The 25,207-nt window shown below is 38.9% G+C and carries 20 protein-coding genes and 1 pseudogene; 10 read left to right on the forward strand and 11 right to left on the reverse strand.

What is annotated here, in order from left to right; all coding sequences use genetic code 11:
- Nucleotides 1–310: 310 nt before the first annotated feature.
- The 4 genes from CXF85_RS17120 (at nucleotide 311) to CXF85_RS17135 (ending at nucleotide 6,141) form a co-directional block, all read left to right on the forward strand.
- Nucleotides 311–586, forward strand: a complete 276-nt coding sequence (locus tag CXF85_RS17120; RefSeq protein WP_101229859.1) for a hypothetical protein — start codon at nucleotides 311–313, stop codon at nucleotides 584–586.
- A gap of 59 nt (nucleotides 587–645) precedes the next feature.
- The gene (locus tag CXF85_RS17125; RefSeq protein WP_101229860.1) at nucleotides 646–1,248 is read left to right on the forward strand and encodes a flavin reductase family protein; all 603 of its coding nucleotides are present in this window, start codon (nucleotides 646–648) and stop codon (nucleotides 1,246–1,248) included.
- Nucleotides 1,249–1,308: 60 nt separating this feature from the next.
- Complete coding sequence (locus CXF85_RS17130; protein ID WP_101229861.1) at nucleotides 1,309–2,076, forward strand: class I SAM-dependent methyltransferase; 768 nt, start codon at nucleotides 1,309–1,311, stop codon at nucleotides 2,074–2,076.
- Nucleotides 2,077–2,841: 765 nt separating this feature from the next.
- Nucleotides 2,842–6,141: a collagenase gene (locus CXF85_RS17135; protein WP_101229862.1), complete on the forward strand. Its 3,300-nt coding sequence runs from the start codon at nucleotides 2,842–2,844 to the stop codon at nucleotides 6,139–6,141.
- A gap of 346 nt (nucleotides 6,142–6,487) precedes the next feature.
- On the opposite strand, the pseudogene CXF85_RS17140 reads toward CXF85_RS17135, so the two are convergent.
- Nucleotides 6,488–6,895 (reverse strand): annotated as a pseudogene (locus CXF85_RS17140) (tetratricopeptide repeat protein); the annotation flags it as partial.
- 163 nt (nucleotides 6,896–7,058) lie between these two features.
- Between CXF85_RS17140 and CXF85_RS17145 the strand changes: the two are divergent.
- The 4 genes from CXF85_RS17145 (at nucleotide 7,059) to CXF85_RS17160 (ending at nucleotide 8,512) form a co-directional block, all read left to right on the forward strand.
- The gene (locus CXF85_RS17145) at nucleotides 7,059–7,271 is read left to right on the forward strand and encodes a GDCCVxC domain-containing (seleno)protein (RefSeq protein ID WP_101229864.1); all 213 of its coding nucleotides are present in this window, start codon (nucleotides 7,059–7,061) and stop codon (nucleotides 7,269–7,271) included.
- Between the two features lie 116 nt (nucleotides 7,272–7,387).
- A complete protein-coding gene (locus tag CXF85_RS17150) occupies nucleotides 7,388–7,672 on the forward strand; it encodes a hypothetical protein (protein ID WP_101229865.1) in 285 nt (94 codons plus the stop codon).
- Nucleotides 7,673–7,758: 86 nt separating this feature from the next.
- The gene (locus CXF85_RS17155) at nucleotides 7,759–8,091 is read left to right on the forward strand and encodes a hypothetical protein (protein ID WP_101229866.1); all 333 of its coding nucleotides are present in this window, start codon (nucleotides 7,759–7,761) and stop codon (nucleotides 8,089–8,091) included.
- A 124-nt stretch (nucleotides 8,092–8,215) separates the two neighbouring features.
- Nucleotides 8,216–8,512 carry a hypothetical protein gene (locus CXF85_RS17160; protein WP_101229867.1) on the forward strand — a complete coding sequence of 99 codons (297 nt, stop codon included), beginning with the start codon at nucleotides 8,216–8,218 and terminating at the stop codon, nucleotides 8,510–8,512.
- An 80-nt stretch (nucleotides 8,513–8,592) separates the two neighbouring features.
- Here CXF85_RS17160 and CXF85_RS17165 read toward each other — a convergent pair whose 3' ends face one another.
- Nucleotides 8,593–9,273: a hypothetical protein gene (locus tag CXF85_RS17165; RefSeq protein WP_101229868.1), complete on the reverse strand. Its 681-nt coding sequence runs from the start codon at nucleotides 9,271–9,273 to the stop codon at nucleotides 8,593–8,595.
- 250 nt (nucleotides 9,274–9,523) lie between these two features.
- Between CXF85_RS17165 and CXF85_RS17170 the strand changes: the two genes are divergently transcribed.
- On the forward strand, nucleotides 9,524–10,276 hold the full coding sequence (locus CXF85_RS17170) for an SDR family oxidoreductase (RefSeq protein ID WP_101229869.1): 753 nt from the start codon (nucleotides 9,524–9,526) through the stop codon (nucleotides 10,274–10,276).
- Between the two features lie 90 nt (nucleotides 10,277–10,366).
- Here the strand turns inward: CXF85_RS17170 and CXF85_RS17175 are convergent, their stop codons facing one another.
- The 9 genes from CXF85_RS17175 to CXF85_RS17215 all read right to left on the reverse strand — a co-directional run bounded on the left by CXF85_RS17175 (nucleotide 10,367) and on the right by CXF85_RS17215 (nucleotide 24,358).
- Entirely contained in the window at nucleotides 10,367–10,768 is a 402-nt protein-coding gene (locus tag CXF85_RS17175; protein WP_101229870.1) for an acyl-CoA thioesterase, read from the reverse strand.
- A gap of 90 nt (nucleotides 10,769–10,858) precedes the next feature.
- Entirely contained in the window at nucleotides 10,859–12,043 is a 1,185-nt protein-coding gene (gene oleD / locus CXF85_RS17180) for a 2-alkyl-3-oxoalkanoate reductase (RefSeq protein WP_101229871.1), read from the reverse strand.
- Between the two features lie 25 nt (nucleotides 12,044–12,068).
- The gene (gene oleC, locus CXF85_RS17185; protein WP_101229872.1) at nucleotides 12,069–13,826 is read right to left on the reverse strand and encodes an olefin beta-lactone synthetase; all 1,758 of its coding nucleotides are present in this window, start codon (nucleotides 13,824–13,826) and stop codon (nucleotides 12,069–12,071) included.
- Nucleotides 13,827–13,910: 84 nt separating this feature from the next.
- On the reverse strand, nucleotides 13,911–14,840 hold the full coding sequence (locus tag CXF85_RS17190) for an alpha/beta fold hydrolase (protein ID WP_442871881.1): 930 nt from the start codon (nucleotides 14,838–14,840) through the stop codon (nucleotides 13,911–13,913).
- Nucleotides 14,841–14,842: 2 nt separating this feature from the next.
- Entirely contained in the window at nucleotides 14,843–15,892 is a 1,050-nt protein-coding gene (locus CXF85_RS17195) for a 3-oxoacyl-ACP synthase III (protein WP_101229873.1), read from the reverse strand.
- Nucleotides 15,893–16,392: 500 nt separating this feature from the next.
- Nucleotides 16,393–20,589 carry a thrombospondin type 3 repeat-containing protein gene (locus tag CXF85_RS17200; protein ID WP_101229874.1) on the reverse strand — a complete coding sequence of 1,399 codons (4,197 nt, stop codon included), beginning with the start codon at nucleotides 20,587–20,589 and terminating at the stop codon, nucleotides 16,393–16,395.
- Nucleotides 20,590–20,777: 188 nt separating this feature from the next.
- Nucleotides 20,778–21,395 carry a hypothetical protein gene (locus CXF85_RS17205; protein ID WP_101229875.1) on the reverse strand — a complete coding sequence of 206 codons (618 nt, stop codon included), beginning with the start codon at nucleotides 21,393–21,395 and terminating at the stop codon, nucleotides 20,778–20,780.
- A gap of 529 nt (nucleotides 21,396–21,924) precedes the next feature.
- On the reverse strand, nucleotides 21,925–23,685 hold the full coding sequence (ggt, locus tag CXF85_RS17210) for a gamma-glutamyltransferase (RefSeq protein WP_101229876.1): 1,761 nt from the start codon (nucleotides 23,683–23,685) through the stop codon (nucleotides 21,925–21,927).
- Nucleotides 23,675–24,358 carry a tRNA-uridine aminocarboxypropyltransferase gene (locus CXF85_RS17215; RefSeq protein ID WP_101229877.1) on the reverse strand — a complete coding sequence of 228 codons (684 nt, stop codon included), beginning with the start codon at nucleotides 24,356–24,358 and terminating at the stop codon, nucleotides 23,675–23,677. Before CXF85_RS17215 ends, ggt begins: the two co-directional genes overlap by 11 nt.
- Before the next feature lie 187 nt (nucleotides 24,359–24,545).
- Here CXF85_RS17215 and rrtA point away from each other — a divergent pair, with 187 nt between their 5' ends.
- Nucleotides 24,546–25,151 carry a rhombosortase gene (gene rrtA / locus CXF85_RS17220; protein ID WP_101229878.1) on the forward strand — a complete coding sequence of 202 codons (606 nt, stop codon included), beginning with the start codon at nucleotides 24,546–24,548 and terminating at the stop codon, nucleotides 25,149–25,151.
- The last annotated feature ends 56 nt before the right edge of the window (nucleotides 25,152–25,207 follow it).

Consider the following 25,207-nt stretch of genomic DNA (forward strand, 5'->3'; position numbering starts at 1 on the left):
TTACTCGCTGTAACGATAACAACAATGATAAGTGATCAATTATAGAATTAATAGGTGAATTAAGTTAATCATTAATTCTATTAAAAAAGAATAATTAATTACCATGAACTATGGCTTAACCAGCTGATTACGCGTTAACATACGCAGGGTGATTTTTAGATAAGTAATTTTAAAAGATTATCAGATGCCCTTGAGTCATTACTTTATTGTGCAAAACAAAAAATAATGAGTGAGGCTTAAACTCTTCAACAATTTAAACCAAAATAATAAGCTGCTGACAGTAATATTATACCTATTCAGGAAATGAGTTATGGAACCTATTTTAGCCTTTTTAATCGTCTTTTATTTAGTCGCTTTTACTTATGACAAAACTATTGATAATGCGATTAAAAACAATCAAGCATTAGCAGATAAATTAACAGAGTTTAAATTTTTTCATTCATTTCAATCACGACCTAAAGCACTTTCATCCGCGTTGACTTTCCAGTTTTTTGGTATCTCAACAGCTTTAAATATTGTTGGTAGCATATTTTCTTTGATGATGTATTTTGGTCTAGGCTTTGGTGCCTATTTACTCGTTCGATAGAGCCTGCATCAATTGTTAAGTAGTGTATACCCAATTTTTATATAGATAATGGATAACAGATGAATTTTGATATTACAGAGCTTGGCGTTCAAGAAAAATATCGTTTATTAAATGGCGGGGTAACCCCAAGACCTATCGCGTGGATTAGCACGCGTTCAAAAGAGGGGGTTGATAACCTTGCACCCTACTCCTTTTTTACCGTTGCCAGCTGTAATCCTCCTGTACTTCTTTATACACAGGTAACACAACGCAGCGGCATTGATAAAGACACCTTACAAAACTTAACAGAAACCGGTGAATGTGTAGTTAATATTGTTAATAGCCATTTGCTAGAAAGAATGAACGCTACCAGTGCCAGCATTCCCATTGATGAGAGTGAATTTGATCTCGCCGACGTTGAGCACAGCTCTAGCTCTGTTGTCAGTCCCTTGTCTGTTACTGAGTCACCCATTCGTTATGAGTGTACCTTAAGAGAAGTAATTTCTATCGGTGATTTACCTGCTGGAGGCACCATTGTGCTTTTAGAGGTGAAATCAGTTTATGTAAGAGATGATCTTTACAGTGATAAAGGTATTAACCAAGAGCTAATTGATTCGGTAGGAAAAATGGGCGGCGACGGTTATAGCCCTACGAGAAACTATGTAGCACTTAATCGACCTTAGCAAACAAAGTCCATTGATTAGCCAATAGCCGATTAGTGACATTCAACTACTGGAGTTTACATGGATTATCTAAATATTAATAAAGACGCATGGGATAAGCGAGCAAAGCTTCATGTGGATTCAAAATTTTATGATGTAGAAGCTTTCAAAGCAGGAAAGTCTTCACTTAATATTGTTGAGCTTGAGCAAGTTGGCAATGTTACAGGAAAAAGCCTTTTACATCTGCAATGCCATTTTGGTCAAGATACGATGTCATTGGCTAGACAAGGAGCAAGGGTTACAGGGGTTGATTTATCTACCGAAGCCATTGAGCAGGCAAATAAACTCAAATCAGCGTTAGGATTACAGGCAACTTTCATTGCTAAAGATATTTATCAATTTGGTCAAGAAAGCACAGAAAAATTTGATATTGTCTTTACCTCTTACGGTGTGCTCTGCTGGCTGCCCGATCTGGATAAGTGGGCAAGAACAATCGCTAGTTCATTAGTAACTGGTGGAGAGTTTCACCTGGTCGAGTTTCATACTTTTAATGATTTACTCAGCGGTTACTCTTATTTCCCTCAGTCTGAGCCGGATATTGAAGATGAAGGGACCTACACAGAAAACTGTGATGGCACAAAATCAACAATGGTCACTTGGGCACATTCCCTTAGTGAAGTCATTACGGCCTTAATATCTGCCGGCTTGACTATCGAGCATTTTAAAGAATACCCATACAGCCCTTATAAGTGTTTTGAAGGTCTTGAGTATATTCCCGAACTCGGCTATCAAATGTTACACAAGGGACAACAAGTTCCCCTACTTTACGCAATCAAAGCTCGAAAATAGCTTAACAACACTGTGTAACAGGCAACCACACCTTTGGAAATAAAAACAACTACTTAGAAATCTCTATAGAATTTTTCTAAGCATTATATTACGCAGATTACAGCGTTCTATTACACGATAACATTGGTAGAGCTAATGGTTTTAACCGTTAATATGCAAATTATATTTACGCGATGAAGTATTTGACGAGAAACAATCATTGGAACTACGCCACTCTTAAGATAATGACTATTCTTTATTTTCTATTACGCATAGTGATTAACGACTAAGTATTCCTCTTTATCATTGATATGTTAAATTCGCCTCAACTTATCTTAATTGAGGTGTTTTATCCCTCCCCCTATGATGACTAGTAGATCAAAATCATCTGCTAGTCTTTTAAAACAAGCTCAAATGTAACTAATCAGCGAAAAAACGAAAGGTCCCTTCTTTCTGTTCGACGGTTTTATTTAGTGCACGAATAAATAAACACCACTAAATTTCAGCCCTTGCAGACCAAACTAACTGAATCTCGCCTTGCTCTTGCCCCTATTTAGCGATAAACAATAACAACATAGAATATTGTATACTTTATACTCACAACAAGTTGTGATATAAAGTCTGTGTAACAAATTATTACAAACGCCTAAAAATATAATAAAACATCAAATGGATGTATTGAGTTATCTGAAAATAGTTGTCTGCGCAACATTATCAGTCAAGGAGTCTTCACCTTTGTGAAGTATTAAAAAACTCAAATCAATTGAAACAGGTCACAGCAATACTATGAAGTCATTAATAAAAAAATCGTTACTCGCTAGCGCTATATTACTCTCGATGAATATCGCTAATGTACAAGCTATTGAAATGTGCGGTATAAAAACAGTAGACCGCCAAGGTGAAGTACCTGCTAATCAAACACACTGTATTACCGATTATGGCCATTACCTTTATGTCAATGTGCCCTACGAAAACAGTGAAGTTACTATCACGACCTCAGGTGGCTCGTTTAGTGGTAGTGATGCCGATATCAAGTTGTATGATGGTGATGATTGGAGCGGCAATATTGAACTCAGTAGTATTACTGCAGCAACAAACGATGAAAGCATTTCATTTGTCTCTCGTGCGGGTAATCGTTATTTCGCAATAGGTGGCGACATTGAAGAAGTTAGCTTACACGTCACCATAACGGGTGGTGATATTCCACCACCAATGCCTGATGAATATCTTGTTTACGATACTAACATCCCCGTCAATATTGTCGCCGCTTCTATATCATCTAAAGCTGAATACGGTTCAACTATTCCTGAGATACTAGCCGCGAGTTACTCTGGATTTGAAACCATTGCAAGTGCTGTCAATGATCCGATTAGTGATGTCGCTGATGCTATTCATTATCTTGCCAAATCGGATGATTTAACTGATCCCGACCTTAATCAATTATTGTACTTTTTAGCCTCTTATAAATATTATGCACAAGCGATGAGCGATGCCGAAGCATCTGCGTTAAGCACTGCATTATTAGCCGTCACTCAAATGACTGATTTCGTCAGTGAATCTGGTGCGGTTATTCAAGAAGGTTATGCTGCGGCATTAACAAACTTCCAACGTAGTTCTGGCGCTGTTTATTATAAAGACCACTTACCTCACTTATTAGCAGTTATTCAGTTTTACTCTATTCAAACTAATCCGTTTACGTTAAGTAATGCAGGTGATACCACCATGGCATTGATGAATTCAATCGACTCCGCTGCTTATTATGGTGATGCGCCTGTTCAAGCAGCCTTTAATGACACTATGTTTGATGTGTTATCAGTAATGCGCTCATTCATCTTTTTAGGTGAAACGTCATTGGATATGCGCTGGTCCGCAGAAGCCGATCTAAAATGGATAATGCCACATTCATTTAATGCGATGGGTCGACTATCAATGATCGCTAGTGATGAAGCTACAGCGCGTTTTGATAGTGTTATTTTAGAAACTCACTCAAAAGTAATCAATGATATTTCAATTGAAACCACTGAAACAATTATCACTAAAAACTATTTAGAAAATGCTGGACGTTCTTGTGATGAAGGTGATGCATTATATGGTAGTTGTTTAGTACCACCAAAAGAAGAAGACATTTTAACGGTAAGCTATGACTGTACTGATAACATCACTATTCGCGCACAAGCATCTATTAGTCAAGCAACCCTTGATCAATCGTGTGCTGACATGGCGTTGCAAGAAATTGAATTTCATGACTTCTTTAATACGGCTGGTATCCCTGTTACCGGCGATTTAAATGAACATATTGAAGTGATTGCCTTTGCTAGTCCTGAAGATTATGAAAAATATGCCGGTGAATTTTTTGGTATTTCTACCGACAATGGCGGTATGTACTTAGAAGGTTCGCCAACAGCTCAAGGTAACCAAGCACGTTTTATTGCCATGCAATGTCCTGATTCTTGGATAGGTGGCTCATGTCAATATGAAGACCAAGTTTATAACCTAAGACATGAATTTACCCATTACCTAGACGGTCGATATATTAAAGCTGGCTCATATGGCACATTTAATCCAAATGCGGCATGGGCTGAAGGTATGGCTGAGTACATGGCTATGGGTAAAGATCATACCCGCACATTAAATACCCTCAAAGGTGAGACTATTCCACCATTGTATAACATCGTATTTATGGAATATGGCTACGACAACTTATATCCATGGGGCTATTTTGCCATGCGTTATTTAAGTGAAGAGCATAAAGACGAGGTCGAGCTGATTGTTACCACCTTAAAAGCTGGCGACAATGATGCCTATGTAGCCGCGCTTAAAGCTGCGGTACTTCGCACTGGCGCAGGTTTTGAAGCTTATATGTTAGCAAACTCAGACACTATAGCGCCGATAGCGGTAGAGATGCCTGCTGCTAATACCATTGGTAGCTGTGGTTTAGTACAACAATATGCCCGTTACTTTGATGCTGATACTACTCACTTTACTTTTACCAATACTACCGAAACACCGGTGTCATTATTTTGGATTAACAGTTCAACGGGTGAAACAAACTTTGGTAAAAACTATAAAACCTTAAACAACGGCGATACTTATACATCATCAACTTGGACCGTTGGCGATCGCATGATGTTAAGCGATAACAACATGAATTGTTTAGGTGTTGCTGTAATGGCCGAAAACAATAACAGCTTCACCGTTGGCACCGAATTAGTAAAAAATGTTGAGCCAGAAATTATCCCTGAGGTAAATCAACTCGGTAGTTGTAAATTGGCACAACCACATTTGATTATGGACCAATCACATGAATTTACTATTACCAATGACTCAGACACCGCATTGCGATTATTTAGAATAGATAATACTACCGGCAGCATAATCACCACCAGTGGCGGTACCGGTTTTACTCATGGTTATGGTGTTTTAGCTCCAGGCGCGAGTTATAGCAATGATGTTTGGTATGGCGACCGTCGCTTAATGGTGACTGATAGCAGCTTGAATTGTTTAAGTGTCGGGGTATTAAATAATGCGGTGAGTACTTTTACTGTTAGTCAAGCAATGGCAAACAATGCTGCTGCATCAGAAGTTATTCCAGATGAAAACACTATAGGTAGTTGTGATTTAAAAGCACCACATTTAACGGGTCCTTTTGAAGCTGACTTCTCCTTTGTAAATAACAGTGATAAACCTGTACGTATCTATCGTGTTGACAACACAACGGGCGAGCTAAGTGAAAGCTTTGGTTTTACTACCTTACAAACAGGTGAGACTTATGACAGTGTTGCCACATGGAAATGGTTTGGTAACCGTCGAGCCGCGATAACCAATGAAGCTAATCAATGCTTAGGTGTTGCTATAATGACAGAAGAAGAGACCAGTAATGATTACGTAATTTCTAATGCACTTATTGAAACAGAGACTCCTGTTGTACCAGAGACTCCTGTTGTACCAGAGACTCCTGTTGTACCAGAGACTCCTGTTGTACCGGAGACGGTGATTGAAGAAGATAAAAGTGGAGGCAGTATATCTTTCTTATTTTTAACGCTATGTTTTATTGCAATGAAACGCTTTAAAAAGCTTAAACATTAACAATTACTGATAACAAAATAAGGACGTGCTTATTTTAGGCTACGTCCTTATTTTTGATATTGATATTTAATCAACTGATCACTAACTAATTTTACTCAAGCGACAACGCCAAGTCTACTGGTGTCACGATTTCCTTAGAAGTAACGTCAGTCTAACAACAGCTTTTATTACTAAATAAAAGCTGTATTCATAATCTAGACAGTGAAGAACTTATAACGTTTATAGTTAGCGTATTCAGGGTTAACTATTGTATATCTTTCCATGCTTTCAATTTTACAGGTGCTTCTACTTCCGTTTCTGCCACTTCTTCTATTTCCGCTACTTCAACGACTTCAGCTACTCCGCCTAATTCTTCTAATAAGGCTTCTATTTCAGCTTTTAAGTCTTTATCAGCAATTTTATTACTGTTAATTTTAGCATTTTTTAGATGCTCAATAGCGCTTGATTTATCACCTAACTCGACTTGTAATGAAGCGATAGCAAAAGCAACTGATGATAGAAAGTCTTTTGAATTAATAGCTTCAGCTTTCTGTAATGCTTTCTCGTAAATAGTAATAGCTAGTGCTAAATCATCAGTAAAATCAGCGAGTGTTTCCCACTGCACCGGATGATCTTTATCGGTATTGTCATTATCATCACATACTTTCTGTAATTCTGCATAACATTCATCGAAGCGAATTTGATTTTTTCTATGAACCGCTTGCATTAAGTCTTTAGCTAACGAGTGCACGTGCTTGTATATTTTTGTATTCATGATTTACCTTACTTTATATTTGTTCATAAAAATCTTATGGGGATTATAATACTTTTCGTAAAACTAAACAGGATGTTGTGAAGAAATATTGAATCAAAACGTAAACTCGGTTAGTGTCGCTGAGATAAATGAAACATAATTCAATTATCAATTAAGGCCTTGTATGAACAAAATATTATTAGAATCAGTGATTACTTGTCCTGAATGCGGCTTTGATAAAAAAGAAGTTATGCCAACGGATGCATGCCAGTATTATTATGAATGTACTTCGTGTCATACGGTTATTAAAGCGCTAACGGGTGATTGTTGTGTTTATTGCTCTTTTGGTACCGTGAAATGTCCCCCTATTCAAGAAAACAGGGCTTGTTGTGATTAATTGATATAATATGCAGTTAAACAGAAACAAAACAAGTGGCTAGGTTCAGTCCATACATAATTTAGCCCTTATTCTAGCCTCTTAATGAGGTATTATTTTTCTTCTGGATACTTATTATGAATTTAGATAAATCGACAAAACGTATAGCAAAAAGAGTCAAAAAGGGCTTTCAGGGTTACCCTCAAATATCACTGTCTTATTATGGTGAATCCGTTAATTGCGCAACAAAAGTTGTAGTGGGCTTTGTCCAAGAAGAAGGGGCTGCAGTTCAAGAGCAAACCTTTTCCAGTGAAGACGATTCTAGAAAAGACGAAACTATTCAAACCACCTTATTAAAAATTATCGAACGTGCTGAAGCTAAAACAGTCGTAGAAGTTCCTGGTGTTGTCGTTATTAAATAATAAAGCGCACTATAAATTGAATGATAGGTTCAAACTGAACTTAACCAATCATTACTTATGTGTCGTTATCTAGCACGGAGAGTTAGGTGAAAAATTTACTTAAAAGTATTCAGTACGACCTCTTAGATTTCATTGAAGGTGAAGATGACCCTGACTATACCTCTGAGGATGTGGCGGCTTGTATCACAACTCTGCTAGATTTTATGTCAGCTATCGAGTCAGAATCACAAACAAAAGATAGCGCTAAAGAGCACATTAAAACATTAGTTTTGTCTTTAAATTCGTTAAATGAAAGCTGTGATGATTGTTTAATCGACACAGGTCAACGTGAAGACATTTGTGAGTTCATTCAAAAAGTATTATCAGCTGCAAATATAGACTTTCCTGGTGATATCACTGAAGAATGGAGAATGTGGTAAAAAGGTAACAGTAACTAACAGGGAATGCTAACCGTTAGCGGGATCCCGTTACTAATCAATAGGAATGTTTAGGCGCTTGGATCCATTTCAGTGTTAACCGCATACATTAAATAAGGATATATACATGGAGTATCAAACTTTGTTCAATAAATTAATACCAATTTCAGCCGTTGTTTTGTTATCAGCCTGTGGCGCGAGTCAACCACCTCCCTATCAACAAGACAGAGCACCAGAAGATAGAGATCAATACAGTGGTGCTGAGGGCTTAACTCAACAACAGAAAGATCAAAGTTATCTGATGAACAAAGAGTTATCAAATAAATGTACCGCGGCTAAAATTGATGTCGCTATTGCTCAAGCAGATAAAAATGCTAATGAAGTTAAAAAGCAAAGTGAACTAATTCGCAGTACTTGCCTATAACAGCTACTTCAACAGCACTAAATATGCTGGCTTTGTTCATAATTTTAAATAGACCAGCCAGCAATTATACCTTCATATAATTAACCGCATTCACTCCTATTTTTAGCTGCTGGACTGAGCCTTACCCAGCGAAATAAATACATAATAATAAGTTTTGTTATACCACTCACTGTCGCCAAACAGATTAGCGGCCAACCTTGAGCAAGTCCCATAGTTATGGCAAAAGCAATGGTGGAAATATCCATCATTAAAATAAATTGGCTCATACGAATGTCAATCGCTCCTGTCTTTCCAGAGCTAATGATAAGTTTAATTTGATGGCTATATCCTTGAGCAAGTAACAAGGTGATAATTAGAATAAGTATTGTCGACACTTGTTTGCTTTGATCAGAAAAAGCCTCATTAAATGCAAGACCTATAATACCCAAACTAAAACAAACACCTACCAAAACAAGACTAGCAATAGCAGCTTTAGTCTTTCTGTCTTGCCACATTTCAAACAATATCAGTATCACCAAAACAGAGGCAATTAGTCTTGGCCAAACAATATAATGATTAAATATATCAATGCTATAGCCATAAACAAAAAAGGAAAAGTAAGCTAAAAAGCTCATAGTGAATTGATTTTGCGATAAGATATCCGTCACCTTTTTCTCACCGTTCGTCTTTCTCAGCCAAAGTTTATTCAACTGTAAATACACGCCGTATAAACTAACAAGAATAAAAAAAGTATTTATTACACCAAATAAATCATACCACATAGAAACACTCCAAAATAATATTGTCGACAATTATGGCGCTTAAATATTATTTTACAATACTAAAAGGTTATAATCACGCAAATTGTCGACAATGAAAAACACTTAGCATATGATTATATATTCCCGTTACCTTTCAAGTGCTGGATTTCAGTGAGAGTAAACATGAATAACAATCTATAACTAACCATATAAGCAACTCAACCTCCCACTATGGCGCTATAGACAATATTATATTTTTAAAGGATTAATAATGAGTAAACAAAAAGTAGCAATAATCACTGGTGCAGGTCGAGGCATTGGCGCAGCAACAGCAAGGCTTTTTGCTCAAAACGATTATGCGGTTTGTATCAACTACAAATCAGATGAAAAATCAGCTAGCCAATTAGCAAAATCAATCACCGCCGATGGTGGCCAATGTATTACCGTGCAAGCCGATGTTTCTTGTGAAAGTGAGGTAGAAAGACTATTTAGTACGGTAGATAAGACCTTGGGCGCTGTTACTGTGTTGGTAAACAATGCCGGGATTTTGAAAAAACAGTCACGACTAGAAGATATGACGGCTGATCGCATTAATGAAATTCTGACCAACAATGTTACCAGCTATTTTTTATGCTGTCGTGAAGCAGTTAAACGTATGTCGACTCGTCATAATGGTTTAGGTGGCGTTATTGTTAATGTATCTTCTGGCGCAGCACGTTCGGGCTCACCTAATGAATACATTGATTATGCGGCGTCAAAAGGCGCAATAGACACGTTAACTAAAGGTTTGTCACTCGAGGTTGCTGCAGAAGGCATTCGAGTTAACTGCGTACGTCCTGGACTGATCTATACCGATATGCATGCTGATGGCGGAGAGCCTGAGCGTATTGAGCGATTAAAGCACGTTATTCCAATGCAAAGGGGCGGACAACCAGGGGAAGTAGCCGAGGCTATTTATTGGCTGGCGTGTGAGAAGTCATCTTTTTCGACCGGTAATTTTTTAGATTTAGCGGGTGGTTTGTAAGCCTTATTTACTATAAGGCTTACACTGACTTATTGAGAAATTTATCCTGCTGACGGCTCTCTGGCCTACCCCACTGGATTATGCTTAGCTTTACCCCGCAGAAAGTGGCGTAAGTATTTCTTCTGGGATTGGTTGCAGGCGTTTTTGTTTATCTAGGCAAACCATTTCAATATCACCAATGACCGCTGCTTTATTCGCATTAGGGCGCCATAACTCTTGTCGCCATAAGGTCTTATATTTACCGTCAAATTGGTAAGTTGTGCGTACATCACAAATTTCAGCAAATTCAACACCGTCTTGAAAGGTTAAATTGGCTTTATAAACAGCAAAACCTAACCCTTTTTCTTGCCATAAGGTTGCTAACTTATCGCTATCGATTACATGTTCACGCGCACGTTCAAAATATTTGAGAAAATTAGGGTGATAGACAACACCTGAATGATCGGTATCTTCGTAATATATTTGTACGGGATGATGATAAATTTTACTCATATAAATTCCAAATAATTCTTGTCAAAAATGTATTACGCTTTCCTAGCTAATAACTAGCTAATAACCAACTAATGGCTAACTAATGGCTAACTAATGGCTAACTAATGATTGTTTAAGCAGTTTCATACCTTCGTCTATCGAAATAAGCGGCGTATAACCAAAATCTTTTTTAGCGGCGCTAATATCAAAATAATGGCTGGTCGACAGCTGTTTGGCGACAAAGCGTGTCATTATTGGTTCTTGTTTTTTATTCAATATTTTATAAAACCACTCTAACGTCGCGCCCGCAGCATAAGCAACCGAGCTAGGTACTCTTTTAGTCACTGGGGGTAAATCAACACAATGAAGAATGTTATTGAGCATAGCGGCCATGGTGATGGGCTGATCATTACTTATAAAATACGCTTTACCAATACACTGTGAATTGGCTTTTGATAATTCAATTGCCGCTAAAATATGGGCATAGGCCGCATTATCAACAAAAATAGTATCAACTAACTTATCTTCTTTTCCAACCAGTTTTAATCTGCCAGCTCGAGCTCGCTCTAATACTCGTGGTACCAGATGAGGGTCGTTTGGCCCCCAAATTAAATGCGGACGTAATGCTACCGTTTTTAACAGTGTTACCGGTGACTTCACTAGTTGAGAGCCTGGCTGAGAGCCTTGTTGAGGGTCTTGTTGAGGGTCTTGACTATCGCTTTGAAGAGAGTTTTGAATAGAATGAGCTGAAGCAGCCAATATTTGTTGCTCTGCTAGGGCTTTAGATTCACCGTAAAAATTTAAAAAGTTTGTCGCATACGGCTGTGATTCATCAATGCCCGCTTCATCAACGCCAGCAAAAGTGACACTTGGTGTACTGGTATAGACTAAGCGAGAGATAGCAAGCTCTTCGCAGGCTCGGATAATGTTTTGGGCGCCTTGTACATTTGGCTTAAAATAATCGTCTTTACTGCCCCAAACGCCTGCTTTAGCAGCGACATGAAAAACAAGATCGCACGGCTGCATGGCCTCTTTTAGGCGAACAAAGTCGGTAATATCGCCTTGTTCCATATTAACGCCCATTTTAGTGAGCTCAGGATAACTGCCTCGAGCAAATCCAGTGACTTTAATATCAGCTAAACGCAGTAACCGACAGATGGCTTTACCTAAAAACCCGCCAGCACCGGTAACAAAGACATGTTTAGTTTTCGCTGCAAGTTCGCTAAGTGGTTGTTGAACTGCTTCATTGAACGTAATTGTGCCATCGACACTAGTCTTTTCATTTTTTTTAATCATGGCTGAGCTCTTGTTATTCGGTAGATTAGTCGAGTTCTTGTTGAGCCCATACAGCCAATTTTTCACGGAATATTTTGGCGTTATGGCGTATATCCACAGGGAAGTTTTCATGGATTAAAAAGTGTGAGATGGCCGATGTTTGCTTATGTGCCAATGCTGATATTTTTAATGCAGAAAAAAGCACGGATTCATCAAAGTTTTTATCTTTTTTAGCTTCATCCGTTAACTCAATACAAAGTATTGGCACACGTTTTTGGTAAATGGTAACCCCCACCAAAGCAGTTCGCTTCACTGCATTGTGTGTATTAAATATTCGTTCACAAGGAATAGAGAAATGCACTTTTGTTTCGGTTTCAACGCGATGTGCTTTTCGTCCACACATCCACAACATACCCGATTCATCAAGATAACCTAGATCACCCATTCGATGACGAACTACATTTCCATCACTAATTTTAGCCTGTGCCGTGGCTAAATCTCGATGATAATATTGCTGACTGACCATAGCGCCTTTAACAACAATTTCACCAATGGTATTTATTGGTAAGGCTAAACTGTCCTGCCACGTTTCAATGACCTCTTCACTAATGTCGATAATGCTGAGTTCAACGCCTTCAACGGGCGCACCGACACAAATACCGCCACCGTTATCGGTGATATGGCTTGTTTTGAGTAAATCTGCACTGGAAATTTTAGTCAGTGGCAGTGATTCAGTCGCGCCATAGGAAGTCAGTACAGGCACATTATCGCTAAGTAATTGCGTAAATCGTTCGATTGAAGGAAGCGTGGCCGGAGCACCAGCAGAAATAACGCGCTTTAAACTATTAAGCTTGGTTATATTACCCTTAGTTGTCTTATCTTTTAGCGTACCTGCCTGCCCCAATACTTCAATCAATGCAGGGTTGGCAAATAAATTGCTGCATTGATACTTTTCGATAGCAGCAAAAATAAAGTCAGGGTTGGCTTTAATCGGTTTACTCGCGTCCATTTCAGGAACAATAGAGGCCATGCCTAATGCAGGGCCGAACAATGAAAATAAGGGAAAAGTTGCTAGATCACGCTCACCTGGTTCAATAGCATAATCTTCTTTTAACGCAGAAATTTGTGCTTCAAACATTTTATGACTGTACACCACACCTTTCGGTGTACCGGTACTACCACTAGTAAATAAAATGGCTGACATAGCATCATCAGCTAGTTTTACCATATCAAAAGAAGCACGGTTCTTAGGTGATGGGTTCTTTGGTGTAGGCTTATTTTTTATAGAATAAGTAGCTAACAATTTAGTTAAACTCATGCCACCAATAAGTGACGCGAACATATTGGCGCCAGTACCGCCTTCAGTAACCGTTAAGCATTTTTTAACACTCCCTTTGCCCCAACCAAATAAGATTCTGGCTATATGCGCTTTAGGAATACCAATAAACGCATCAGGAGCAGATTCGACAAAACATTGCTTGAGGTTTTTAATACCCATGCCAGGGTCAACTAAAATAGGGATGATACCGGCTTTAAATAGCGCGAAGGTTAACGCAAAAAAATCAATACTGGGCGTTACCATCAACACCGCTTTCATGCCTGATTTAAGACCGTAAGCATTCAATGCAAAGGCTATTTCATCGCTGCGTTGGTGCAAAGTAACAAAATCAATTTCTTGATAATGAAGCTTGCCGAATCGGCTTTTTTGCACGGCAACAGCTAACGCGGTGGGCGTTGCTATTGCTGCATGGGCAAGGTGACGACATAAATTAGCTTGGTTAGAATTATGTGTTGTCTCTGTCATTTACCCTGTTTCCTGTGGTGTTAATTCTTTCTAAGTTGAGTGCTATTAAGTTAACTTCAAATTAGCAAAGAATTATTTAACTCATTACGCTTCACTTGTCTTTAAGAAGTTGTTAATCAATGGTACTACTTCATCACTGGCATCTTCTAAAATGTAATGACCACAATCATCAAAAGCATGTACTTTTGCATCAGGAAAACGTTGTTGCCATTGTGCTAAAAAGTGCTTATCAAAAACGAAGTCTTTTAAGCCCCAACAAATTAACATAGGTAATTTATTGAACTGTTCCAAACTGTCGCTAATGTCAGAAACTAACTGATAATTTCTATCACCGGGTTTTAATGGTATATCTTGAATAAAACGTAACGTTGAAATACGATTTTTCCAAGAATTAAAAGGGGCTACATAAGCTTGGCGTATTTCTTTTGACATTGGCTTTCGCTTTACGCCAATGTATGACGCAACACTTGAAAAGGCATTAAAACCTCGTACCAACAGCGTTCCTACAAAAGTATTACGGCCTAACCATAAAGCAGGCGGTAACTTTTTAGCTTTAGGTAAATGAAAAGCACCAGTGTTTAAAATAACCAGACGTTTGATACGTTCAGGATAGCGCGCAGCATAACCCATACCTATCATTCCGCCCCAGTCATGTACTACCAGGGTAATATTTTCTTTTACATCTAAATGGTCAAGTAATGCAGCTAAATCATCTATACGATTCGCTAGGGTGTAATCATAGCCGTCATCACCGGGTTTATCTGATAAACCACAGCCAATATGATCTGGCACGATACACTGGTGATTTTGGCTTAATTCGCTTACTAAATTACGGTAATAAAAAGACCAACTAGGGTTACCATGAACCATAACAACAGGAGAGCCCTGCCCTTCATTAACATAATGATATTGATGACCATTACGATTAATAAAGTTACGTTTAAAGGGGAATGACTTTTCTAACGTATCGCTTAATGTACTTTTAAACATATTATCTGAAGAATTATCTGTCATAACTACCACTTAAGCCCCAACATCATACAATTTAAGCCACTTCCTATTCCTAAAAAGCTGACATTATCACCTTTTTGTAAGAAGCCTTGATCATGAGCCATAGCGGCTGTGACCGGTAAAGAAACTGTACCCATATTGCCAAGGTACTTAAATGTTGGGAATTCTTTTACCGCTGGGATATTTAAGGCGGTTAATACTTTCTTTTGATTAGCGGCGCCCACTTGATGACAAATAACTTTATCAACACTTTCTTCAACCCACTCACGTTGATCTAAGAAATGCTCCCAAGTATCTTTCGCTAACGAGACGCCCTCTTTAAGTAGGCTTACCGCATCTGTGCGCATAAATTCACGAAACAATTGTGGACCAACTTCTTTTAGGCCCCATTGACATAAATTATTATGCTCGGGTGCCGATAAGTGACTTGCCCCTAATAATTGATGATTACGGTCAGTATCTAGATTTAAAGTCCCATCGGTAAGTAATACCGCGACAGCACCTGAGCCACCCGTTAATGTCGCTAATGAGCGCGCATAATTTTGCATACTTGGATCGGCAAGCATATCGTCAATGGTTACATCAACAATGTGGCGTGCAGATTCACACGAAACCACAAGCCCTGCTTTAATTTGCCCAAGTTCAATACGGTTAGCAATATCTAAAATTCCGGATAACACACCTAAACAAGCATTACTAATATCGTAGATTGCGGTATTTTTCAATACGCCAAGCTTTGCTGCTATTCGACACGCGGTAGCGGGCTCGTGTTGATCACGACATACACCGGTATAAACAACCGCGCCTATATCTGCAACATCAATGCCCGTTTCTGTCATTGCTTTTTGTGCAGCAACAATAGCGCCATCTGAAAGCATATGATCTGTTGGCCACCAACGGCGTTCTTCAATACCCGTTAACGCATTGAGTTGTCCCATAGGGATACGAAACTTTTGATATAACGGGGTCAAACGAGATTCAAGCTCTGCACTGGTTACCACTTCAGGGGCCAGTTCATACGCTAAGCTATTAATAAAAACGCGGGAATATTTCATTTAGGTGGCTATTGCTTATTATGTCTAGGTTATCGTTGCATGCTGTTTTCATCCCATCGATGTATTGATGAATAGATGAAAGACCAAACAAACTAAGTAACCAATGTTAATTATTTATGACTATGGGGCGCCATTTGAGCAAGAATATGCCAAGGATTCAACCAAAAATATGATTTATCGATAATCTACTCACAATTTGCGGATAGATTAACCGTATTTAACCTATGATTGTTTATAAAGTAAAAAGGCCCTCATAATGAGAGCCAAGATAATTCAACACTGATGTCGTGTTTTTCTAGTGGTTTAAATTACCAAAACACAACGGTTCAAACCACTATTTCACTTACTCTTTAGCTAATACCAATTCCGTTAAATTATTGACCACTTGTACTGGCTAAAATTCTCCATGACGGCGTTGCTTTCAATCCCAATAGCCAGCTATTGCTCAATCAAGCGCCTTGCCCTGAAATATTTTCACTTCGTACAACAAGATCAGAAACTTATCGGAATTGGTATAAGAATGTTAGTCGACTCATCTTCAATGAGTACCATAAAAACAAAGCCAATAAAGTAAATAAAGAAAGACTGCCACTGCTTGATTTTTCCGGGGTTACGTCAAGTGCAATGGTCTCGTTAGCAATAACGGCTATACCGCCCGGATCATCAACTACACCGTTGGCAATACCGTCGCTATCATTTGCCCCGCCATCTTCAATTAATAATTTTAAACAAATATCACCAACATTAAGACCGGGTTGATAGAGTTGACTGTGCGGCGGTGGACAAACACCGTTAACAACTGAGCTTGAGGCAATAATATTATTACTGTCTTCAGCAAAATTTGCCCATTGTTGTTCCACGTTTAACTTACGGTAAACAGAATATTCAACTAAGGCGGTCGACAGCGGTAAAACAATAGTAACTGAACGACCGAAGGGCATAATATTGTGTATTTCAAAATCAAAATAGCCCGAAGTATTCTCTAAACTGTCTTTTTCAACTAAGCCGGTATCTAAAACCTCTAGCTGTGAAAGTTCAACACCATCAGAGCTTTGCAGAAGCCCAAACTTGCCCAACCTTAATTGTAAACCGGGTTCAGTTTCTGCCAGTTTCACCACCGATGAATTAATATGCAATGGCTGCAAGTAAGCAATGGTTGAATTATCCATATACGCGGGTAAGCCATCTAAATCATCATCGCTAAAGCCCTCATCAATGTCACTGATACCATCTCTATCACTATCTAGGTTACGTAACGTTTGTTGACTCGCCAGTAGTGGTATAAAAATCTGCTTAGTTTGTGACAACTCTTCACTGCCACTATTAGTCGTATTACCACTATCAGTTACCGTGACACTGAGGTTAATAAGGCCCTTATTATCTTCAGGTAGATTTATCCCCTCTGCTGGAAAGACGAGTTGCAATTCATCCGTTGAAAGCACAGCAGTTACATAGTCAGGTATTGTCCAAGCAATTTTGTGGGTGTCTAAAACATTAGAATCATCAATACTTAAAACAATGGCTATATCACCATCATTTATAGCAACACTAGGGACTTGTATGCCTTTTTGCCATACGGCAATATTGATATTAGGGGCAACGTTACCTTCAGTCACCGTAATGATATGTTTTGCATGCACGCCGGCATTAACACCCTGTTCAAAACTAATAATTAATTCTTCATCACCTTCCAATTGAAAATCATCATTGAGCTTAATATCAATAAAACCAGCAGTGCCTTGTGTTATTACGATTTTGTTATCCGTAAGGCTGTAATCGGCAACATCAACACTACCGCTAATAGTTAGTGGTAAAGTCACCGGATAAGCGGGAGCTTCACCAGATAAAATCACCTCCACTCGCGCAACTCCGCCTTCAGCAACAATTTGTGCTGCTGAAAAGTTGACTAACGGATGAACATTTAATACTTGCGATGCAGTCGCAATATTGCCGGCATTATCTACTGCCCGCCAAAGAACCGTTTGTAAACCTGAACTAACATTTTTATCGCCTGTTTCAAAACCCAGCGCGGTTAAACCACAGCAGTTGCTACCATCAAGTCCATCTCGCACGGTAATATTTGTAAGGTCGATTAACCGCTGTAAATTTAACGGGGTAAAGGTGTGCTCAGCATTAATATGTACCGCCTGTGGTGGGGTAATAATTGGCGCATAATCATCCAATAAGGGATGAGAGCCAGCTAACGCCTCTTCTGCGTTAGTAACACCATCAAAATCAGTATCAAAAAGTCCATCAACCGGATCAAGAGAGTCAAAGTTGTACAAGTGCTCAAAGGCATCGCTCATACCATCACCGTCATCATCTAAATCGGCGTTATTACCTATAAGGTCACCGTCGGTATCAATGCTCTCAGTAGGGTCGAGTGGTAATTGGTCTTCAAAATCAGCTATGCCATCGCCGTCGTCATCACTGTCAAGCGCATCTCCAATACCATCACCATCAGTGTCTCTGTTTTCAGTATGGTCAAACGGAAAATCATCTAGTTCATCAGGAATGCCATCATTATCATCATCGCTGTCTTCATTATTACCTAGACCGTCATTATCATTGTCTTCAAATTCGTTGGCATTGAGTGGGAATAAATCAAAGCCATCAAGTACACCGTCATCATCATCATCTTGATCGCTAACGTTGCCAACACCATCACCATCAGTATCAAGCCATTCTAGAGGATCGAGCGGTAGATCATCTTCGCTATCGATATAACCATCATTATCATCGTCGCTGTCACTATTGTTACCAACGCCATCACCATCGGTATCTAGCCATTCTAGAGGATCGAGTCTAAAGGCATCATCAGCGTCTAAAAATCCATCACCAATACCTGTTATAACATTAGTATCATCATCATCATCAGCATTATTACCAATACCGTCAATATCGGTATCAAACCACTCTAGCGGATCCGTATCAAAGGCATCATCGCTATCAGGGAAACCATCATTATCATCATCACTGTCGCTATTGTTACCTATACCGTCGCCATCAGTATCATACTGCTCACTAGCATCCAGTCTAAAGGCATCATCACTATCTAATACACCATCACCATCATCATCGGTATCAGCATTATCACCAATTAAATCACTATTCGTTGGATGACTAGCATCAGTATTTAGATATTCACTAATATCAAGTGGAAAGGCATCATCACCGTCAATAATGCCATCATTGTCATCATCAGCATCAGCATTATTACCAATACCATCGCCATCAGTGTCTGTGCTCTCAGCAATGTTGTATGGGAAAATATCATCACTATCAAGCACGCCGTCTCCGTCGTCATCGTCGTCTAGATTATTACCTATACCATCACCGTCGGTATCCGTTGTTTCTGAAAAGTCATCTGGTAAAGCATCAGAGCCATTAAGAATACCGTCACCATCACGATCGGTATCAGCGTTATCCCCAATGCCATCTCCATCTAAGTCAGTAGTCTCACTTGCATCAAGGGAAAAGGCATCTAAATCATCGGTAATACCGTCACCATCATCATCTAAGTCGGTATTATTTCCTATGCCATCACCATCGGTATCAAGGTACTCAGTAGCATCTACAGGGAAGTCATCACTCGCATTATCAACGCCATCACCATCAATATCATTGTCGCTATTATCCCCTAAACCATCATTATCAGTATCTTGCTGCTCAGTATTATCTAAAGGAAAAGCATCACCACTATCTAAGGTACCATCACCATCGGCATCGGTATCAGGGCCATCACAAATGCCATTGCCATCGGTATCAAGGCGCTCAAGGGGATCTAATGGACAAGCATCTAATAAATCTGAAGCACCGTCACCATCGTCATCATCATCGGCATTGTTACCTATACCATCATTGTCGGTATCGACACTTTCACTTGCGTCAAGTGGCAAAGCATCCGATATATCAACAACACCATCACCATCATCATCGCTATCAGTATTGTTACCAACACCATCACCATCCGTGTCATACCATTCACTGACATCATACGGAAATACATCATTGGTATTAACAATACCATCTGCGTCAATATCAGGGTCTTGTGCATCACCTATGCCATCACCATCTAAATCAGCGTTCACGCTCCCATCTAACGGAAAGGCGTCATCAGCATCATTAACTCCGTCACCATCATCATCGATATCGGTATTATTACCTATGCCATCAAGGTCTGTGTCTATGGCTTCAAGCGGGTCGAGGGGGAATTGGTCATAAACATCAAGCACGCCATCACCATCATCATCACTATCGGCATTGTTGCCGATACCATCAAGGTCTGTATCTAAACTTTCTAGCACATTAAGCGGAAATACATCAAGCGCATCAGGTACACCGTCATTATCATCATCAGTATCGGTGTTATTACCTAAGCCGTCATTGTCGGTATCTAACCATTCACTGGGGTCTTTAGGTAGGGGATCATATAAATTAATAGTAAGATCGCCATCATCGTTATTGTCGGGACCACCGTCAGTACCGTTAATAAGGCCATCACCATCAATATCTGGATCACTGTTGTTACCAATACCATCAAGATCGGTATCAATCCATTCGGTTGGATCAGCGGGGAATAAGTCGACGCTATCATCATAACCATCACCGTCAGTATCAACGGCAAAAACACTGGTACTGATGACAAGGGTAAGTATGCTTAAAAATTTAAAGCAACGTATTTTATACTTCAACACACGCTTCTCCTGGAAGGGTATTACCTATGACAATTACGCTAAAGTAGCTGCCAGATGTTAATGTCAACTAACCTTAGTAAAACTAAAAATAATAAGGTATAGAAATAAGTTTAGCTGCAATAATCCGTTTACAGGTTTTATTTATAACGGCAAGTTTAGGTATAACTTGAGTCGTATTCGAGTAGTGGTTAATAACCTTTTGTACGACCAAAGCGATAGTTAAAGCCAATATATAAGGTACTTATACTGCCAAATTCAGAATAACTAGGATAATGTTTGAAGCCTATATGCATGGCTGAATTTTTAGTAAAGCTTTTGTGAATGGCAATAGACATCACCGGATTTATATCACCTTGCTTGGCTAAATTAAGTTCGAACCCTTGAAAACCAAGCGTTGGATCATCTTCAAAAACCAGATTATGATCGCTTAAATTAATGGCCGCACCTAATTGAAATTCAACCATTAGACTATTAACAAAACTATCGTAAGAACTAGGGTAATAACGATAACCTAAAGATAAGTCGACTGTTTGCAGGGCAAACTCTAAATCGGCTTCATCCCACTTCTGACTGGTTTCGTCTAAGTCACTAATCGATACATGTTCCAAGCGGTTGTAACTGACTTGCCAATTAAAGGCTTTTTGATTAAAAAAATCATCACCTATTGAGAGGCTATAACCAAAACTGGTTTCTTGATCTACTTTATGCAGTTGTACTGAGCTTTCTAATGCATGACTCTTACTGGTCAATATAGCGATAAAAAGACACAATACTTGAACGATATGAGGAAGTTTTATTGCTGTCACTATGTTCACTCCTGCCAACATTTTGTCGGTTTTAGGGGATTACGAATAAATAAAACAAAGCAATTTTCACACCAAGAATGGTTATTTTTGTGATGAAGGGATTTTAACGTTAATCAATGTAACAAAAGTAATGAGTCTAGCAATAAAATAAGTGACCTTTTGAGTTTATTTGTTTCGACGTCAAAGTGTCGTCTTGCATACAGGAACTTCATGATGTGCTGAGCGATATATTATCCGCTAGCTAATTGCTCAATAGCCGCGACTGAAATTTGATGAGTGATCCCCGTTACCAATCAAGATGCATGTTGCAAAGTACTTGAGCACTTTGGCTGATAACGGTTATATGTGTAAGTTTTACAGTACAGATCTGTGCACTGTTTGCCGGTTGACGAACTTTAGCGGCAAAATAACGTCCTCTGTTACCTGCTATTGCCGCTTCAATTACCGTATTAAACAGCGCACCTCAATATTAAAAAACAGTACTTAGTATTACTAATTGTACTTAAATATAACTGCTATACCGACCATATTAATGCCCTAACGCCAGACCTTCACGACGAGGATCTGCTCCACCAACAAGACCGCCTTTAGTGACTTCAATGGCATGTACACCACTATTTAACGACCTAACATTTACTTGATGGCCTCTTGCCTCAAGCGCGGGTTTGAGTTTGACAATATCGGTATCTAGCTCTAGCGTGGTGACATGATTTCGGTTGGTCACTTTAGGCAGATTAATAGCTTGCTGCACATTAAGCTGCCAATCTAATACACCGACAATGGTTTGCGCGACATAATTGATAATGCGGCTGCCTCCTGGTGCTCCCAAAAGTAATCGTAATGAATTATCTTCATTAAACACCATCATTGGCGCCATCGAACTACGGGGTCTCTTTAACGGCTGCACTCTATTAGCTACCCATTTCCCATCACGCTTTGGCGCGAGTGAAAAATCCGTTAATTGATTATTTAAAATAAAGCCTTGCACCATGAGTGCCGAGCCAAAACCATTCTCAATACTACTGGTCATTGATATCGCATTACCTTGTTTATCAACAACGACTAAATGAGTAGTCGATGGTCTTTCAATTGCATTATCATTAGCAAGCACTAAACTTTTTTGTGGTTCACCTGCAATTGCGCGACCCATATCTCTTTTTTCATTGATTAAACCGGCACGTTTAGCAATATAATCTGCCGCTAACAACCCTTTAACAGGTACGCTAACAAAGTCACTATCAGCAATATATTTATTTCTATCTGCAAAAGCTAAACGCGCACTTTGCGTTAATAAGTGCACCGCGTGTAATGAATTCGGTGAGTATTGTGAAAGTTCAAATTTTTGTAATTGCGCTAATATTTGAATAACACTGATGCCACCCGAGCTCGGCGGCGCCATGCCACATACTTTATATTGATGATACGGACCACAAACAGCAGTTCGCTCTATTGCTTGATAATTTTTCATATCATCAAGACTTAATAAACCTGGCGAAATGGCTGAGTTTTGCACTTTATCAACAATTTTTTTAGCTATCCAGCCATTATAGAAAACATCTATGCCCTCTGTTGAAATACTACGCAGTGCTTTAGCCAACTTAGGATTTTTTAACGTATCTCCCGCTTTTATGCCAATACCATTGGGCGAAAAATAGTGCTTAATTTCGGGTAACAGATGAATCCCCGGATTGAAATTCATGCCAAGTAATTTTTCTAAACGCGGTGAGACAATAAAGCCGTTTTCAGCTAACTTAATTGCTGGCTGGAATAATACTTGCCAAGGCAATACACCAAATTGTTCATGTGCTTTATTAAGTGCAGCAAGTAAACCTGGTACACCAACAGATTTGCCACCGACGACGGCATCAGTCCACCTAAGTGGCTTGCCATTTTTATTTAAAAATAGTTCACTGGTTGCTGCCCCAGGCGCAGTTTCTCTGCCATCATAGGTGGTTAATTTTTGTGTTTCTTTATGCCAATGCAGCATAAAAGTACCACCACCAAGACCCGAAGATTGCGGTTCTACTAAGCTCAATACAAGCTGTGCCGCAATAGCAGCATCAACGGCACTACCGCCCTTTTCGAGCATAGCTAAACCTGCTTGACTAGCATAAGGATTCGCTGCAACCACCATATGTTGTTTGGCCGAAACAGCCTTATTTTGGTTAAAGCCCGTTGCCGCTTCAGGTTCACGGATTTCACGTTTAGCAAATACAGCCTGACTTAACATAAGTTGCGTAACAATCAATGCGAGTGAACTCATACGTAATAAAAATGAATTATGAATCATCAGATTTCCTTGTTTGTTCTGGTCTAAAAGATAATTGGAACTGATTAAATTGTTGAAACTTATTCAGTAACGGCTGATATTTCCCTGCATAGTTAGGAGTAATATCATCAAAGTCACTACCTGCCTCTAAGAGCGCTAGAGCATAACAGCTTGCTTCTAAACTTGATAAAGCATTTTTTTTAGCAACCTTACGAATAAGATATTGCCCTGCGTCGGCAAGATATTCAGGTAAACAAATCTGGGGCAATTTTTGTAGTGTTTTTGACAACATAAACATGCGATATGCTTTTTTCCAGGTACCATCAAGTATCACTAAACAAAGGGGTTTGACTTTAACATTGTTGTGAGAACTGTCAGTTTTTTTATCGCTATCCGTTAATTGCACTAATAAATCCTGATGAATAATTTGTGCTTGGTCACCCGGGTAAAGTAAAACGGCCTGGTACTGCGCCATCACGTCTAAAAAGCAGGGATGTTCATCAAAGACTTCACCGATCAGTACTTGGCAAGATTGTAATGATTTAGCTAATAAGGCAACTGTGCCTTTCGTTTGTGTAACTTCACTAGGGTGCTGTAGAATAACGACATGAATATTATTTGTTATCTCTGTGGTAAAAGCACAGATACAAGCTTTTTCAGGCCGCTGACAAGTAAGGCAGAGTATTCGAGACATAGAAGAGTAAATTAAAGCGCAATTAATAAAGTAGTCATTGTATACTTTATTGATATTATATAAATACTTTATCAATCGATAACTGATAAACACGCGATAAATAACTGACAATTTGTTAACAACTGACGTTTAACTATTGCCCTGATAAAACCACTTTAATTAATAGCCTAAGTAATACCTTAATAAAATGACATTAACACTTAAAAACCTTCCTTTGAAAAAACAACACAGCGTGCTAGTGATAACTATCGCTTTACTCGCTATTCTTGCTTATTTATTTAATGATAAAATTGACTCACTTTTTGTTTATCAATATCAATTAATTAGCCAAGGTGAATTATGGCGTACTTTCACTGGCCACTTTTTTCACACCAACGGCATTCATCTGTTATTAAATTTAGCCGCATTAATACTATTGTGGGCTTTACACGGCCATTTTTATAATTTAAAAAACTACAGCTTACTCTTTATAAGCTCTGCATTAATTTGTAGTACCGGCTTATTTTATTTTTCACCTGACATCCATCAATATGTCGGTTTATCTGGGGTATTACACGGTATTTTTGTTTTTGGCGCCATGATGGATATTCGCCATAAAGACAAAACTGGCTACTTATTGTTTATTGGCGTTTGGCTCAAAATAGCCCATGAACAATTCTATGGGGCCAGCGAACAAGTATCGACATTGATTAATGCCAACGTAGCAATTGATGCCCATTTATGGGGCGCGGTAGGTGGATTAATATTTAGCTGTTGTTACTTAGTTTTATTAACGGTTAAAAGCAAAAAATAGCGAAAAAAAAGACCAAGGGTGTAAACCATTGGTCTTTTATGTATATCAAGCAACGC

The sequence above is a fragment of the Colwellia sp. 75C3 genome (assembly GCF_002836255.1).
Classification (GTDB): domain Bacteria; phylum Pseudomonadota; class Gammaproteobacteria; order Enterobacterales; family Alteromonadaceae; genus Colwellia.

Bases quoted from the DNA above. Each gene is read 5' to 3' on its own strand.
- ggt (WP_101229876.1), bottom strand. From the start codon at position 23,685: ATGATTCATAATTCATTTTTATTACGTATGAGTTCACTCGCATTGATT.
- CXF85_RS17160 (WP_101229867.1), top strand. From the start codon at position 8,216: ATGGAGTATCAAACTTTGTTCAATAAATTAATACCAATTTCAGCCGTT.
- rrtA (WP_101229878.1), top strand. From the start codon at position 24,546: ATGACATTAACACTTAAAAACCTTCCTTTGAAAAAACAACACAGCGTG.
- CXF85_RS17150 (WP_101229865.1), top strand. From the start codon at position 7,388: ATGAATTTAGATAAATCGACAAAACGTATAGCAAAAAGAGTCAAAAAG.
- CXF85_RS17125 (WP_101229860.1), top strand. From the start codon at position 646: ATGAATTTTGATATTACAGAGCTTGGCGTTCAAGAAAAATATCGTTTA.
- CXF85_RS17145 (WP_101229864.1), top strand. From the start codon at position 7,059: ATGAACAAAATATTATTAGAATCAGTGATTACTTGTCCTGAATGCGGC.
- CXF85_RS17165 (WP_101229868.1), bottom strand. From the start codon at position 9,273: ATGTGGTATGATTTATTTGGTGTAATAAATACTTTTTTTATTCTTGTT.
- CXF85_RS17135 (WP_101229862.1), top strand. From the start codon at position 2,842: ATGAAGTCATTAATAAAAAAATCGTTACTCGCTAGCGCTATATTACTC.
- CXF85_RS17195 (WP_101229873.1), bottom strand. From the start codon at position 15,892: ATGAAATATTCCCGCGTTTTTATTAATAGCTTAGCGTATGAACTGGCC.
- CXF85_RS17170 (WP_101229869.1), top strand. From the start codon at position 9,524: ATGAGTAAACAAAAAGTAGCAATAATCACTGGTGCAGGTCGAGGCATT.
- CXF85_RS17190 (WP_442871881.1), bottom strand. From the start codon at position 14,840: ATGACAGATAATTCTTCAGATAATATGTTTAAAAGTACATTAAGCGAT.
- oleC (WP_101229872.1), bottom strand. From the start codon at position 13,826: ATGACAGAGACAACACATAATTCTAACCAAGCTAATTTATGTCGTCAC.
- oleD (WP_101229871.1), bottom strand. From the start codon at position 12,043: ATGATTAAAAAAAATGAAAAGACTAGTGTCGATGGCACAATTACGTTC.
- CXF85_RS17130 (WP_101229861.1), top strand. From the start codon at position 1,309: ATGGATTATCTAAATATTAATAAAGACGCATGGGATAAGCGAGCAAAG.
- CXF85_RS17120 (WP_101229859.1), top strand. From the start codon at position 311: ATGGAACCTATTTTAGCCTTTTTAATCGTCTTTTATTTAGTCGCTTTT.
- CXF85_RS17215 (WP_101229877.1), bottom strand. From the start codon at position 24,358: ATGTCTCGAATACTCTGCCTTACTTGTCAGCGGCCTGAAAAAGCTTGT.
- CXF85_RS17175 (WP_101229870.1), bottom strand. From the start codon at position 10,768: ATGAGTAAAATTTATCATCATCCCGTACAAATATATTACGAAGATACC.